This window comes from Brevundimonas sp. Root1423 (assembly GCF_001426805.1).
Genome location: NZ_LMFL01000001.1, coordinates 112,802 through 125,755 on the forward strand (window position 1 = coordinate 112,802; position 12,954 = coordinate 125,755).

General features: G+C 67.8%; 16 protein-coding genes. 8 read left to right on the forward strand and 8 right to left on the reverse strand.

The genetic code is table 11. The annotated features are described in order from the left end of the window. Window positions 1-65 precede the first annotated feature (65 nt). A complete protein-coding gene (locus ASD25_RS00580) occupies window positions 66-527 on the forward strand; it encodes a RidA family protein (protein WP_056613963.1) in 462 nt (153 codons plus the stop codon). 24 nt (window positions 528-551) lie between these two features. Here ASD25_RS00580 and ASD25_RS00585 read toward each other — a convergent pair whose 3' ends face one another. Together ASD25_RS00585 and ASD25_RS00590 are read right to left on the reverse strand one after the other, a co-directional pair. Continuing rightward, complete coding sequence (locus ASD25_RS00585) at window positions 552-1,274, reverse strand: winged helix-turn-helix domain-containing protein (protein ID WP_056613966.1); 723 nt, start codon at window positions 1,272-1,274, stop codon at window positions 552-554. Between the two features lie 7 nt (window positions 1,275-1,281). Next, complete coding sequence (locus tag ASD25_RS00590; RefSeq protein WP_056613969.1) at window positions 1,282-1,767, reverse strand: DUF4136 domain-containing protein; 486 nt, start codon at window positions 1,765-1,767, stop codon at window positions 1,282-1,284. A gap of 219 nt (window positions 1,768-1,986) precedes the next feature. Between ASD25_RS00590 and ASD25_RS00595 the strand changes: the two genes are divergently transcribed. From ASD25_RS00595 to ASD25_RS00610, 4 genes are all read left to right on the forward strand, one after another. Then, window positions 1,987-2,676 (forward strand): hypothetical protein, encoded by a 690-nt coding sequence (locus ASD25_RS00595; RefSeq protein WP_056613971.1) that lies wholly within the window; start codon window positions 1,987-1,989, stop codon window positions 2,674-2,676. Between the two features lie 92 nt (window positions 2,677-2,768). After that, window positions 2,769-3,074 (forward strand): SCP2 sterol-binding domain-containing protein, encoded by a 306-nt coding sequence (locus ASD25_RS00600; RefSeq protein WP_056613974.1) that lies wholly within the window; start codon window positions 2,769-2,771, stop codon window positions 3,072-3,074. A 165-nt stretch (window positions 3,075-3,239) separates the two neighbouring features. Continuing rightward, on the forward strand, window positions 3,240-4,448 hold the full coding sequence (locus tag ASD25_RS00605) for an acyl-CoA dehydrogenase family protein (protein ID WP_056613977.1): 1,209 nt from the start codon (window positions 3,240-3,242) through the stop codon (window positions 4,446-4,448). A 124-nt stretch (window positions 4,449-4,572) separates the two neighbouring features. Further along, on the forward strand, window positions 4,573-6,456 hold the full coding sequence (locus ASD25_RS00610; RefSeq protein ID WP_056614790.1) for an ABC transporter ATP-binding protein/permease: 1,884 nt from the start codon (window positions 4,573-4,575) through the stop codon (window positions 6,454-6,456). A 2-nt stretch (window positions 6,457-6,458) separates the two neighbouring features. Here ASD25_RS00610 and ASD25_RS00615 read toward each other — a convergent pair whose 3' ends face one another. The 4 genes from ASD25_RS00615 to ASD25_RS00630 form a co-directional block, all read right to left on the reverse strand. Further along, window positions 6,459-6,887: a chemotaxis protein CheE gene (locus ASD25_RS00615; protein WP_235562523.1), complete on the reverse strand. Its 429-nt coding sequence runs from the start codon at window positions 6,885-6,887 to the stop codon at window positions 6,459-6,461. A 45-nt stretch (window positions 6,888-6,932) separates the two neighbouring features. Beyond that, window positions 6,933-7,508 (reverse strand): response regulator, encoded by a 576-nt coding sequence (locus ASD25_RS00620; RefSeq protein WP_056613983.1) that lies wholly within the window; start codon window positions 7,506-7,508, stop codon window positions 6,933-6,935. A gap of 80 nt (window positions 7,509-7,588) precedes the next feature. After that, window positions 7,589-8,539: an acetyl-CoA carboxylase carboxyltransferase subunit alpha gene (locus ASD25_RS00625; protein ID WP_056613986.1), complete on the reverse strand. Its 951-nt coding sequence runs from the start codon at window positions 8,537-8,539 to the stop codon at window positions 7,589-7,591. An 83-nt stretch (window positions 8,540-8,622) separates the two neighbouring features. Further along, window positions 8,623-9,522 carry a site-specific tyrosine recombinase XerD gene (locus ASD25_RS00630; protein ID WP_056613990.1) on the reverse strand — a complete coding sequence of 300 codons (900 nt, stop codon included), beginning with the start codon at window positions 9,520-9,522 and terminating at the stop codon, window positions 8,623-8,625. A gap of 116 nt (window positions 9,523-9,638) precedes the next feature. Here ASD25_RS00630 and ASD25_RS00635 point away from each other — a divergent pair, with 116 nt between their 5' ends. Genes ASD25_RS00635 through ASD25_RS00645 form a run of 3 tightly spaced genes read left to right on the forward strand, consistent with a single transcriptional unit; the run spans window position 9,639 to window position 11,883 of the window. Next, window positions 9,639-10,181: a shikimate kinase gene (locus ASD25_RS00635; RefSeq protein WP_255356121.1), complete on the forward strand. Its 543-nt coding sequence runs from the start codon at window positions 9,639-9,641 to the stop codon at window positions 10,179-10,181. Beyond that, window positions 10,178-11,284, forward strand: a complete 1,107-nt coding sequence (gene aroB, locus ASD25_RS00640) for a 3-dehydroquinate synthase (RefSeq protein WP_056613995.1) — start codon at window positions 10,178-10,180, stop codon at window positions 11,282-11,284. Before ASD25_RS00635 ends, aroB begins: the two co-directional genes overlap by 4 nt. A gap of 11 nt (window positions 11,285-11,295) precedes the next feature. After that, entirely contained in the window at window positions 11,296-11,883 is a 588-nt protein-coding gene (locus ASD25_RS00645) for a GNAT family N-acetyltransferase (RefSeq protein ID WP_056613996.1), read from the forward strand. Here ASD25_RS00645 and ASD25_RS00650 read toward each other — a convergent pair. Both ASD25_RS00650 and tadA read right to left on the reverse strand, forming a co-directional pair. Continuing rightward, entirely contained in the window at window positions 11,880-12,284 is a 405-nt protein-coding gene (locus ASD25_RS00650) for an MliC family protein (protein WP_056614000.1), read from the reverse strand. The genes ASD25_RS00645 and ASD25_RS00650 overlap by 4 nt on opposite strands. 37 nt (window positions 12,285-12,321) lie before the next feature. Further along, window positions 12,322-12,807 (reverse strand): tRNA adenosine(34) deaminase TadA, encoded by a 486-nt coding sequence (tadA, locus tag ASD25_RS00655; protein ID WP_235562526.1) that lies wholly within the window; start codon window positions 12,805-12,807, stop codon window positions 12,322-12,324. Window positions 12,808-12,954 lie beyond the last annotated feature (147 nt).

Below are 12,954 nucleotides of genomic sequence, written 5' to 3' on the forward strand. Positions count from 1 at the left end.
ATCCGAACGCCGACGGTCAGGTCCATTCAACGTCAACGGGCGATCGGTCGGCGGAGCGGAGAGACATGTCCCGGATAGAGGCGCGTTTGAGAGACATGGGGATCGACCTTCCCGTGCTCGCCTCGCCGGCCAGGAACCACATGTCCTTCTCGCAGTCAGGGCGGCTGGTCTACATTTCGGGTCAAAAGTCCCATGTCGGGGACTTTGGCATCAAGGGCGTGGTCGGAGACGACGTCGATCTGGAGATGGCGATCACCGCGGCCAGACTCTGCGGGGTCAATTTGATCGCAGCGATGAGGGCCGCATGTCAGGGCGACCTGGACCGGGTTGACCGGGTCCTGAAGATCGTCGGCTTCATCCAGGCGGCGCCGGATTTCCTCGAGCACGACGTGGTCATCAACGGCTGTTCCAGCCTGATTGTCGATGTCTTCGAGGACCGGGGCCGGCATGCCCGCTCCGCTGCGGGCGTCCTCCGCTTGCCGGGAAATTACTCCGTGCAGGTCGAGGCCGTCGTGCAGATTCTCTGAAGCACTCCCGGGGCAAAGGAAAACTCAGTTCGGCACGGCGTCCGCGGGAATGATCGTCGCGGGCGATGCGAAGACATAGCCGGCCCCCCGCGATGACCGCAGCGGCAGGGTCATTGAGCTGGCGTCCTCGACCTTTCGTCGCAGGCGGCTGATTTGCACGTCCAGGCTTCGGCCCGCGCCCGCGTCCATCGCCGGAGCCGACCGCGCTCGCAGGTCATCCCGCTGATGGGTCTTGCCCGGTTCCCGGAACAGGGTCGCAAGAAGGTTCATTTCCCCCGCTGACAGCCCGACGTCATGTCCACCCGGCGTGGTCAGACGCCACTGCCGCAGATCCAGTTTCCACGGAAGCGCAGGCTCTTCCCGGGAGACAGGGGCGGCGGCCGCCCGCGAACGCCTGAACATATTGCTGATGATCGCAGCCAGTTCGTCCTCGTTGACGGGCCGCAGCAGGCAGTGATCGGCCCCCATATACAACAGGGTCAGCCGCTCCGACTGGCTCAGGTCGCGTGACACCGTGACGACGCCGACGAAGCGGTTTCTCACCAGTCCCGACAGGAAATTGGCCCGCCGATCGACGTTCTGGTCGGCATCAAGCAGAACCACAGTTTTCGCGGGATCCAGATGATGGTCGGCGAACAGATCCAGCTTCCTGATCAGGGTCAGTTCGATCGCGGCGGCCGCGAACAGCGACTCCATCCCTTCCCAGAGCTCTTCGTCGGGGGCGACGATCGCCAGATGATCCGGCACGACGCACTCATCCCCGCGGCGGAAGCTGGGCCATCACTCCGGCCACAGCAGCGTCGATCTGCGCCGCATCCGTCCGGCCCGGATCGATATTCTGCGTCGCCTCGCCGTGCCAGACCGGCCGCGCCGTCCGCGTATCGAACGCGTCGAGCGCCAGCTTGCCCTCGGTGTAGCGGTAGGTGTCGACGTTCTGGCCGAACCGTCCCCATGAGTGCACGTCGACCCGCTCCTTGCCGCCGACGGTCATGATCAGGGTCAGGTCGCCGGGTTTGGCCGCGGTGTAGCCCTTGGCCACCATGGCCCGCTCGATGCCCTGCCGCATCCGCTCCAGAGCGACCGGGTTCATGCCCGCTCCCGGGGCGATCTCGACCCATTCATAGGTGCGGTAGTTGGCGAAATTCGTGCCGGGCGCAGTGTCCGACGAAATGCTCGGCGTGGTTTCGCAGGCGCCCAGCGCCACAACGATCAGTCCCAGTCCGAAGAGGCGGCGATGCATCGGAAATCTCCTGTGCAGGCTTCCAGAGGGAAACGTGAAGATGATTCATTCTGACGCCTCGCGTTTGGGCGGCAATCAGCCAAAACCCGACGCCCTGCGCTGGAAGCGAGGAGTGGGATTCAGGGTTTCGCCCGAGCCCGGAAATCCGTAGCGGCGCCGTTTTGAACCGGACCGGGTCTGGGGGGTTGCATCATCGCCGCTTCAGTTCTGGTGCTACCCATGTCCGATCCCTATCCGCCCCGGTCCCCGTTCGATTCCGCGCCGCCCCGGCCGCGCCGGGTCGGGCCCGCGCATGTGGCGGCTCTCGCCGCCGTCAGCGTGGCGGCGTTGGGGTTTATGGGACTGAAATTCGTCGAACTGCCCAACGCCGCACCCGTCTCTCCCGACGAAGCCCTGAAGATCGAGATCGTGGCCCCGGTCGAGCCTGAACTGGTGGCTGGGTCGGTGATGGACGTCGGGGAGCTGGTGGACGGCTTCCGCTACGTCCCGCCCCGGTCTGCAGGACGGCCGGCCGTCTATGACGTCGCCTGGAATGAGGGCGACGACTTCGCCCCCTATGAACAGCCGTCGCGGCCCGCGGCCGTGCGACGCTACGCCTCTGCCGAGCCCTACGCGTCTGCGCCAGCTGAACCGGAGCCGCCGCGACGGGAGCGGGAACGGCGCTGGTTCGGCTTCGACAATCCCTTGCCCGACTTCCGCGCGGAACGTCGTGCGCGGCAGGCTCGTCTCGACGCCATTGAAGAGCAGCGTCGGGCGGAGTTCGAGGATCGTGCGGACCGCAGGCGCTATTCGTCAGAGCCGGCGCGGTATGAACAACCGCGCGATGTCGGGCGCAACTACAACCCGCCCCGTTACGAGCCGCGCACCGAAGAGGCGGCAGACGGCCCTTACGGTCCCGAGGTCGGCTGAGCCGTCCGTCGCGCCAACTTGACCTGACGTGATCTTGGCGCCGCCTCCCGCGCGGTCTAGGTCGATAGCTCAACGTCCTCAGGGAGAGATCCATGGCCGACCTGGCTCAAGTCACCGAACACATCCGCGGCGCCGTGGGCGACAACTCCGGTTTGGGCAAGACCGTGAAGATCGACCTGGGCGATGTCGGCAAGATCTTCATCGACGGCGCCTCGGTTCCGAACACCGTCACCAACGACGACAAGCCTGCCGACGCCACGGTCTCGATCAGCTGGGACGACTTCATGGCCCTGTCGGCCGGCCAGCTGGATCCGATGATGGCCTTCATGCAGGGCAAGCTGAAGATCGCCGGCGACATGATGATCGCCCAGAAGCTGGCCCCGCTGCTGAAGCGCTAAACCCTGTTTCTCCCTCCCCTTCATGGGGAGGGATGTCGGCGCGAAGCGACGACAGGGTGGGGAACGTCAGCCCGGTCTCCATCGGCGGATGCTTCACACAGCCCCACCCCGATTGGCTTCGCCAATCGACCCTCCCCATGAAGGGGAGGGAGAAGGAGACCCTCCATGGAATTCCGGCACAGCGACAGGGCCCTGCACTGGCAGGAGCGGGTGGGGCGGTTTCTTGAGGACCACGTCCTGCCGCGCGAGGCGGAATACCGCGCCCAGGTGCGCGAGAACCCGCGTCGCCAGCCTCCGGCCATGGAAGAGATGAAGGCGAAGGCCCGCGAGGCCGGCCTGTGGAACATGTTCCTGCCGGGCGACCATGGCGCGGGCCTGACCAACCTCGAATACGCCCCGCTGGCCGAGTTGATGGGCCGCCACCTGTGGTCGGCCGAGGTGTTCAACTGCAACGCCCCCGACACCGGCAATATGGAAGTGCTCCATATGTACGGGAACGAGGCCCAGCAGGCGAAATGGCTCAAGCCGTTGATGGCCGGCGAGATCCGCTCGGCCTTCCTGATGACCGAGCCCGAGGTGGCCTCGTCGGACGCCACCAACATCCAGACCCGCATCGTCCGCGACGGCGACCACTACGTCATCAACGGCCGCAAATGGTGGTCGACCAATATGGCGCACCCGAACGTCGCCGTGACCATCGTCATGGGCAAGACCGATCCGGACGCCGCCACCCACGCCCAGCAGTCCCAGATTATCGTCCCCGTCGACACGCCCGGCTTCCGCGTCGAGCGGATGCTGTCGGTGTTTGGCTATGACGAGCTGCCGATCGGCCACGCCGAGGTGGTGCTGGAGAACGTCCGTGTCCCGGTCGAAAACCTGATCGCCGGCGAGGGCCGGGGCTTCGAGATCGCCCAGGGTCGTCTCGGACCGGGCCGTATCCACCACTGCATGCGCGTGATCGGCATCGCCGAGCGCGCGCTGGAGCTGATGGTCCAGCGCCTGCTGTCCCGCACCGCGTTCCGTAAATCCCTCGCCGAACATTCGGTCTGGGAACAGCGCGTCGGCGAGGCCCGCACCAATATCGAGATGTGCCGGCTTCTGGTGCTCAAGGCCGCATGGCTGATGGACGAGGCGGGCGCCAAGAACGCCAAGTCCGAGATCGCCCAGATCAAGGTCGCCGCCCCGCGCATGGCGCTTCAGGTTATCGACGACGCCATCCAGGCCTTCGGCGGCGCCGGCGTCTCGGCCGACACGCCCCTGGCCGAGATGTACGCCATGGTCCGCACCCTGCGCATCGCCGATGGCCCCGACGAGGTCCACAACCGCACCGTGGCGCGGCTGGAATACGCGAAGCACGGCGGTCGGCGCGGATAGCGGTGACGGCACTTTCCGCCGCCGGACGATTGCAGTTCATGCCGTCGATCCGGCTGCGGTTTCTGCTGCGGTCAATGCACCCTTTGCGCTCCGCCCTTCGCGGTCCATATGTCCGCCCATGGCGATGCACGGTGAACGGTCGGGACGACGGGGTGATTCAGTAGCGAAGGCGGGGCAGGCGGGCGTCGTCGCCCCGACGGACGGACCCCCGACGTGGCAGGCCCTCGGCGACCTCATCAAACTGGTCGGCCGCTCCAATGCGCCGCAGCTGCGCCTCCGTCTGGTCGCGGCCATCGCCATGACCCTCGGCGGCAAGGCGCTGGGCGTGCTGGCCCCGCTGGTGCTCGGCGCGGCCGTCAACCATCTGGCGGCGGGGCAGGGCGCGGGCGTGGCTTTCGGCATGGGCTTCGCCGCCTTCGCCCTCGGCTGGGCCTTCGTGCGGCTTCTGTCGGCCATCGCGCCCAATGCCGCCGACGTGGTCTTCGCCCCCGTCCGCTCGGCGGCCCAGCGCACCGCCGCCACCGAAACCTTTGCCCACGCGCTCAGCCTGTCGCTGGACTTCCACCAGACCAAGCGATCGGGCTCCCTGTCGCGGACGATGGACCGGGGCGCACGCTCGGTCGACTTCCTGATGCGCATCCTCGCCTTCAACCTCGTGCCCACCGGGGTAGAGCTGGTGCTGGCCGCAGGGGTGCTGGCGGGCAAATACGACTGGCGTTTCGGCGCTGTGGCCGTCGGCGTGGTCGTCGTCTACGCCGCCTCGACCTTCGCTCTGTCCAACTGGCGGCTCGAGCACCGCCGCGAGATGAACGCCGCCGACACCGAAGCCGCCGGCGTCTCGGTCGACGCGCTGCTCAACTACGAGACCGTCAAATCCTTCGGCGCCGAGGCCCGCGCCGCCCGCACCTACGATAACGCGCTCGGCGACTACACCCGCGCCGCCCTGAAGGCGAACAGCTCGCTGGCCATGCTGAACGTCATGCAAGCGGTGATCATGAACGTGGGCCTCGGCATCATGGCCGTCATGGCGGGCTTCGAAGCCGCCGCCGGCCGCATGGGGCCGGGCGATGTGACCGCCGCCGTGCTGATCATGATCTCCCTCTATGCGCCGCTGAACATCCTCGGCTTTGCGTATCGCGAGATCCGCCAGTCCTTCATCGACATGGAGGAGATGCTGAAGGTCACGCGTCAGACGCCGCAGGTGGCGGACGCCCATGACGCCGTGCCGCTGCCCCGCCCGGTGGACGCCAAGGGCGCGTCCCTGACCTTCGAACAGGTTGGCTTCCGCCACGACTCGCGCGCCAACGGTCTGGAAGACGTCAGCTTCGTCGCGCCTCCGGGAACCACGACGGCGCTCGTCGGCCCCTCCGGTTCGGGCAAGTCGACCATCGTCAAACTGGCCTTGCGCCTGCTTGATCCGCAGGACGGTCGGGTCCTCATCGACGGCCTGGACGCCCGGCAGGTGACGCAGGAAAGCCTGCGCGCCGCGGTCGCCCTGGTCCCGCAGGACGTGGCCCTGTTCAACGACACCATTCGCGCCAACATCGGCTTCGCCCGCCCCGACGCGGACGAAGCGGCCATCTGGGCCGCCGCCGAGGCGGCCGAACTGTCGAACTTCATTCGCGAACTACCCGACGGCATGGACACCAAGGTCGGCGAGCGCGGGCTGAAGCTTTCAGGCGGCGAGCGCCAGCGCGTCGGCATCGCCCGCGCCCTGCTGGCCGATCCCTGCGTTCTCATTCTCGACGAGGCGACCAGCGCGCTGGACAGCCGCACGGAGGCCGCGATCCAGAAGACGCTGCGCCGCGCGCGGACGGGCCGCACGACGCTGGTGGTCGCCCACCGCCTGTCGACCATCGCCGACGCCGACCAGATACTCGTTCTCAAGGCCGGCCGCATCGTCGAACGCGGCGCTCACCACGAGCTTGTGGCGCGTCAGGGTGGGGAATATGCGGCGCTGTGGCGCAAGCAGACGCGGGGCGCGAAGACCGACCGTCAGCCGGCCTGAGATCAGGCCTTGGGCGGCAGCTTGCGCTCGACGACCATCTTCAGCCCATCCAGCACGGCGTTGCGCGCCGCGGTCTGTTCCAGCGGCAGGGTCTGTAGCAGCCGCAGCGAGCGGGCGTAGACGGTGACGATGCGCCAGTCGAAGGTCTTGTCGGCTGGCGCCCCGTCGATCAGGTCGCACAGCCCGCTGGCGGCGCCGCACAGGTCCAGCAGCTCGAACGGGCTGGCCGCGTCGATGACCGCATTGGCCGCGCGATAGGCCTCGTTCAGCCGAAAGGCCTGCTCTTCGAGGTTGGCGGGGGCGACGACGGCCTCCAGCGCAGCGATCTGCACCTCCACCACCGCCATCGCCTCGGCGCGTTTGGCCTCGATGTTTGCCCGCGCCTGGGTCAGGGCCACGCCGACGCTGATGCCGCCGGGCGAGTCGATCATTTTCGCGAGGTTCGACTTCTTCCGCGCGTGGGTAATCACTGCCATTTACTGATCGTCTTTTGCGGCCGCCCGCGAGGCCTGCTCAGCTTCAAACGCCGCCTTGCGGATGGCGGCGGCGCGCCGTTCCTCGCCGGGCGGGCCAAGTTCGCGGATGCGGCGATCGGGGCCGAAATAGTCGCCGACCTCGAGGAACGGACGGACATCACGGGCCACCCAGACGATTCTTTCAAGCAAGGTCGAGGCGCTAAACGGTTTTGTGACCACGAAATTGGCGCCGCAGTCGCGTGCCTCTCTGATCTTGGAGCGACGCATATGGGCGGCGGTCATGATGACGGGCGCCATGGCGTTGGCCTGGGCCGACCGGCGCAGCCAGCGCACCAGTTCGAAGCCGTCGACACTGGGCATCTCACAGTCCACAACCAGAAGGTCGATGGGCTGGTCGGCCAGGATTTCCATGGCTTGGGCGGCGCTCTGGCAGGTGTAGCTGGTGCGGATGCCGAAACCTCGCAAGGCCTGACACGTCAGGTCGAGCCCGAAGGCGGAATCATCAACCACCATCGTCGTGGCTGCGGTCAGGTTGATGACCGCACTCTCACGAAGGGACTCGCCGACACCGCTCATACTGGACCCTACCCGGCGATTCTGTAATCGCCTGCATGGGTGTGACAGATGGCACGCCAGAGTAGAAGGACTGGTTAACGCTAACTTGCGCGACCGATGGCGTAGAAGCGATCCGCGCGTGCCTTGCGTAGCTGATCAGGAGTCAGCCCTGACAGGGCTTTCAGCTCTTCGGCCAGCACGTCGCCGACCGTAGCGATGGCCGCTTCACGGTCGGCGTGGGCGCCGCCGATCGGTTCGGGGATGATCCGGTCGATGATCTTGAGCTCGAGCAGGTCGGGGGCGGTGATCTTCATGGCCATGGCCGCGTCGCGGGCCCGGGCCCCGTCGCGCCACAGGATGCCGGCCGCGCCTTCCGGAGAGATCACCGAATAGATCGAATGCTCCAGCATCAGCACCCGGCCGGCCGCAGCAATGGCGATGGCGCCGCCGGATCCGCCCTCGCCGGTGATGGTCGCGATCGAAGGCACGCCCAGCGTCAGGCAACGTTCGGTGGAACGGGCGATGGCCTCGGCCTGACCACGCTCCTCGGCGCCAAGGCCCGGATAGGCGCCGGCGGTGTCGACGAAGGTCAGGACCGGCAGGCCGTATTGTTCGGCCAGATCCATCAGCCGCACGGCCTTGCGATAGCCCTCGGGCCGCGCCATGCCGAAATTGTGCACCACCCGGGTCTGGGTGTCATAGCCTTTCTCATGGCCCATCAGGACGACCGGCTCGCCCCGGAATCGCGCAAGGCCGCCCAGAATCGCCTGGTCGTCGCCGAACTGGCGGTCGCCCTTCAGCTCGACGAAGTCGGTGAACAGGCCTTCGACATAGTCGACGAAATGGGGCCGCTGAGGGTGACGTGCGACCTGGGTCTTCATCCACGGATCAAGGCCGGCGTAGGTCTTCTTGCGAAGCTGCTCGGCCTTCTGGCGCAGGCCCTCGACTTCGGCGTCGAACGAGCCGGAGGTCGAGGAGAGCAGATTCAGCTCCTCGATCTTCGCCTCCAGATCGGCGATCGGTTTTTCGAACTCGAGGTAGTGCACGGCCATAAGGCGTCCGGAACAGGCGCGCCTGTGGCGCATCGGAAGGCGGCGGAACCTAGTCAGGTCAACGCCGGGGAGCAAGCTACGGTTCAGTCATCCCGCGCAAGAGGGTGTTTGCTTTTCACCACCTGCGCCAGCCGGTCGGTGGCGACATGGGTGTAGATCTGGGTCGTGGCGATGTCCGCATGGCCCAGCAGGGTCTGAACCACGCGCAGATCGGCCCCGCCGTCCAGCAGGTGGGTGGCGAAGGCGTGACGCAGCACGTGCGGACTCACCCGGGCCGGGTCGATCCCCGCGTCGATGGCGGCCTGATCAAGGAGTTGGGCGAACCGGCGCGGGGTCAGATGCCCCTTGGCCGACGAAGACGGGAACAGCCAGGGACTGTCCGGCGCCTTTTCCGGTCGGGCGGCGTCGCGGGCGACCAGCCAGGCCTTCACCGCCTCGCGGGCCGAGGCGTTCAGCGGGGCCAGCCGCTCCTTGCCGCCCTTGCCGCGAACGATCAGCCAGGCGGGATCACGGAGCACCGCCTCGAGCCGCAGCCCCAGCAGTTCGGACACCCGCAGGCCGGACGCATAGGCCAGCTCCACCAGCGCGACCATCCTCAGACCCGCCGCGCCGTCATGGGCCGAAGCGGCGGTCAGCAGCCGTCCGATCTCGTCGCCTGAAAGTGTTTTCGGCAGGCTGCGTCCCTGCTTCGGCGCGTCCAGCCGCCGCGAGGGATCATCGGTCCGCCAGCCTTCGCCCAGCGCAAACCGGTAGAACTGTCGCACGGCGGACCGTCGACGGGCCTGCGTCGCAGACGACAGACCTTGCCGCGCCAGCCCGGCATACCAGGCCTCCACGCCGGCCTCGTCGCCCTGCATCAGGCCGCCCTCGACCCCCGCCTCGGCGTCGGCCAGATCACGGCCGTAGGCGGACAGGGTGTGGGGCGAGGCGTCGCGTTCGACGGCCATCATCTCCAGAAAGGCTTCGATCTGCGGGGTGCTCATGCGTCGCGGCGCTTCCCGAAGGCGGCGCTTGGTGTAGAGGATGAGGCTGTCATGCCGTGCCTGTCCGAGCCCCGTCCGTCGTCAATCCGCCCACGAGGCGACGCGTGAGCCGTGCCGTGGCGATTCCCGTCCATGAACGCACCATAGCCCTGGTCGGGCTGATGGGCGTGGGCAAATCGACGGTCGGGCGTCGTCTGGCCAAGCGGCTCGGCCTCCCGTTCGCCGACGGCGATGTAGAGATCGAGGCCGCGGCAGGCATGACGGTCTCCGACATCTTCGCCAGCCTCGGCGAAGCCGAGTTCCGCGCCGGAGAGGCCCGGGTGATGAAACGCCTGCTGGAAGGGCCGCGCATGGTGCTGGCGACCGGCGGCGGCGCGATCCTCAACGAGGAGACCCGCGCCGCGCTTCAGGCGAACGCCGTCACCGTCTGGATGCGCGCTGATCTGAAGACCGTCGCCGAACGCGTTCAGCGGCGCGACACCCGCCCGCTGCTGCGCGGCCGCGATCCGTTGCAGGCGCTAACGGCGATGGCCGAGGTTCGATATCCCTTCTACGGCCTCGCCGATGTGACGGTCGATGTGGCCACAGGGGCCCATGCCGAGGCGGTTGAAGCGATCGTCCGGGCGCTGGACGCCCACGCGGCGGAGCAGACGGTATGACCACCGTCCTGCCGGTCAGCGGCGCACGTTTCGAGCCCTATGACGTCGTCGTGGGCCAAGGCCTGACGGCGCAGCTGGGTTCGCGCGTCGCGCCCTTCGCCAAGGGCCGCACGGTCGTCATCACTGACGAAACGGTGGCGGGCCTGCATGGCCCGGCCGTTCTCGCATCACTGCAGGCCGCAGGTGTCCGGGCGCGTCTGCTGACCATTCCGCCGGGCGAGAACTCCAAATCGTTCGCCGAACTGGAGCGGGTCATCGACCGGTTGCTGGCCTTCGGCCTCGACCGGCGCGACCTGATCATCGCCCTCGGCGGCGGCGTGGTGGGCGATCTGGCCGGGTTGGCGGCGGCCCTCTACATGCGCGGCATCGACGTGGTGCAGGTCCCGACGACCCTGCTGGCCCAGGTCGACTCATCGGTCGGCGGCAAGACCGCCATCGATACGCCGCGCGGCAAGAATCTGGTCGGCGCCTTCCACCAGCCGCGCCTGGTGGTGGCGGACATCGACCTGCTGGCCACCTTGCCGGAGCGTCAGCTGCGGTCCGGCTGGGCGGAGGTGCTGAAGCATGGCCTGATCTGCGACGCAGACTTCTTCGACTGGCTGGCAGGGCAGGGCGCTGCCGGGGCCACTGGCGATCCCGCCGCCCTGACCCGCGCGGTTGTTCGCTCGGTCGAGATCAAGAGCGCCATCGTTGGCGAGGATGAGAAGGAGGCGGGCCGCCGCGCCCTGCTGAACCTCGGCCACACCTTCGGCCACGCCATCGAGGCCGAACTGGGCTTCGACGAGGACGCGCTGACCCATGGCGAGGCCGTGGCGCTGGGCTGCGCCCTGGCCTTCCGCTTCTCCGCCGCCCAAGGGCTGTGCGCACCGACCGACGCCGGGCGAGTCGAGACGGTGATTGCAGCCGCCGGCCTGCCCACGCGGCTGGAACACGCCGGCGCCTTCACCGCGGATCGCCTGCTGGCCCGCATGGCGGGAGACAAGAAGGCCGAAGGCGGCAGGCTGACCCTGATCCTCGCCCGCGCCATCGGCGACGCCTTCGTCGACAAGGCGATGGATCGCACCACAGTCACGGCTTTCCTGAGGGCCGAGGGCGCCGCGTGAGCCCGTCGCGCATGACGCTGGCGGCCGTGCCGCTGGAAAATCCGTTCGTCCGGCTGGAGCCGTTCACGCCCGCTCTTGAGACCGAGGTTCGGGCCGCGCTCGATTGCGACGCCGCCTCCTGGGACATCATGGTCGGCGCCGCCTACGGCCCGCATTTTGACGGCTGGTGGCGCAGCGCGCTGAACGCGATGGAGCAGGGGACCCGCATCGCCTGGGCCGTCCGCCGCGCCTCTGACGCCGCCGTTGTGGGCACGACCAGCCTGTACGAAATTCGGCCCGAGTACCGGCGTTGCGAGGTCGGCTCGACCTTCTATCGCCCGGAGGCGAGGGGCGGTCCGGTCAATCCGTCGTGCAAGCGCCTGCTGCTGGGCCATGCCTTCGATGCCGGCGCAGTTCGGGTCGAGATCGTCACCGACGCCATCAACCCCGGCAGCCAGGCCGCCATCCGCAAGCTCGGCGCCCGCGACGAAGGCGTTCTGCGCAAGCACAAGATCACATGGAAGGGCCGTACCCGCGATACGGCCCAGTTCGCCATTCTGGATGAGGACTGGCCCGAAGTCCGGACTCGTCTGGACGAACGGCTGGCTTCGTTCGCCTAGTCGACGGCGCGGCACTCGGTGGGGTCGCGGCCGTCGGAGGTCCAGGTGGCCATCACCCCCTTGCCGCGCAGCTCATAGCCCGAGGCCCGGTACCAGATGCCGTCCGGAGCCTGCTCCTGGTACAGGTCGACGGCTTCACCGCTGGAGTTGCGCACCGTCGCCATCTGGCGGGGATTGTCGAAGTCGACCGACAGCCGCTCGCTGTTGTTGCACAGATAGACGGTCCGAATGACGCGGTTCAGGGCCCGGTCCTGGGCCTCCGCTCCGGTCCGCCGGCGCGCCGTCTGCGCCTCCTGGGCCCGGATGCGGACGGAATCTCCATCGGTCGGAGCATCCTTCGGTTTCTGGCCGCAGGCGCTCAGGGCGACGGCAGCGACGGCGAGGGCGACCAGACGTTTCATGTAATTCCCGAACAAGCGGAGCCGTGGGCCCGGCGCACTAACGTCCTTCGAAGGCCGCCGTTCCTTTGCGTCGAGCCCGGAAGAATCCGCGCAGCAGGTCTCCGCCCTCGGCGGCCAGCACGCCGCCCTCGATGGCGGGCTTCCAGTGGCAGGTGGGTTGCTCGAAAAACCGGGGCCCGTGCGCCACGGCGCCGCCCTTGGGATCGTCGGCGCCCCAGACCACCCGGCCGATCCGCGCGTGGCTGATGGCCCCGGCGCACATGGCGCACGGCTCCAGCGTCACATAGAGGGTCAGGCCCGTGAGGCGATAATTTCCGAGTTTCGTTCCGGCAGCGCGGATCGCCGCGATCTCTGCATGGGCGGTCGGATCATGCGCGCCAATAGGGCCGTTTCGACCCTCGGCGATCACATTTCCGGTCGATTCGTCGACGATTACGCAGCCCACGGGAGTCTCTCCCGCGTCCGCCGCCGCTTGCGCACACGCCAAGGCCATGTGCATGAACCGCTCATCATGGCCAGCCATCCCCGAGACGTCAAGACGACAGCCGCGACGGCCCCCGCAAACCCTACGTCAAGCGCGTCGAGAGCGGCGACGACCGCGGTCCGCCCAAGGGCGGGAAATCCTTCGGCAAACCGGGCGGCAAGCCCGGCGGAAAACCATTCTCGAAGG

What these genes read in the sequence shown, in the direction of transcription:
- ASD25_RS00590 (WP_056613969.1), bottom strand. Translation starts at nt 1,767, where the DNA reads ATGCATCGCCGCCTCTTCGGACTGGGACTGATCGTTGTGGCGCTGGGC.
- ASD25_RS00645 (WP_056613996.1), top strand. Translation starts at nt 11,296, where the DNA reads ATGACGCTGGCGGCCGTGCCGCTGGAAAATCCGTTCGTCCGGCTGGAG.
- ASD25_RS00630 (WP_056613990.1), bottom strand. Translation starts at nt 9,522, where the DNA reads ATGAGCACCCCGCAGATCGAAGCCTTTCTGGAGATGATGGCCGTCGAA.
- ASD25_RS00615 (WP_235562523.1), bottom strand. Translation starts at nt 6,887, where the DNA reads ATGATCGACTCGCCCGGCGGCATCAGCGTCGGCGTGGCCCTGACCCAG.
- ASD25_RS00625 (WP_056613986.1), bottom strand. Translation starts at nt 8,539, where the DNA reads ATGGCCGTGCACTACCTCGAGTTCGAAAAACCGATCGCCGATCTGGAG.
- tadA (WP_235562526.1), bottom strand. Translation starts at nt 12,807, where the DNA reads ATGGCTGGCCATGATGAGCGGTTCATGCACATGGCCTTGGCGTGTGCG.
- ASD25_RS00595 (WP_056613971.1), top strand. Translation starts at nt 1,987, where the DNA reads ATGTCCGATCCCTATCCGCCCCGGTCCCCGTTCGATTCCGCGCCGCCC.
- ASD25_RS00620 (WP_056613983.1), bottom strand. Translation starts at nt 7,508, where the DNA reads ATGAGCGGTGTCGGCGAGTCCCTTCGTGAGAGTGCGGTCATCAACCTG.
- ASD25_RS00650 (WP_056614000.1), bottom strand. Translation starts at nt 12,284, where the DNA reads ATGAAACGTCTGGTCGCCCTCGCCGTCGCTGCCGTCGCCCTGAGCGCC.
- ASD25_RS00600 (WP_056613974.1), top strand. Translation starts at nt 2,769, where the DNA reads ATGGCCGACCTGGCTCAAGTCACCGAACACATCCGCGGCGCCGTGGGC.
- ASD25_RS00580 (WP_056613963.1), top strand. Translation starts at nt 66, where the DNA reads ATGTCCCGGATAGAGGCGCGTTTGAGAGACATGGGGATCGACCTTCCC.
- aroB (WP_056613995.1), top strand. Translation starts at nt 10,178, where the DNA reads ATGACCACCGTCCTGCCGGTCAGCGGCGCACGTTTCGAGCCCTATGAC.
- ASD25_RS00610 (WP_056614790.1), top strand. Translation starts at nt 4,573, where the DNA reads ATGCACGGTGAACGGTCGGGACGACGGGGTGATTCAGTAGCGAAGGCG.
- ASD25_RS00605 (WP_056613977.1), top strand. Translation starts at nt 3,240, where the DNA reads ATGGAATTCCGGCACAGCGACAGGGCCCTGCACTGGCAGGAGCGGGTG.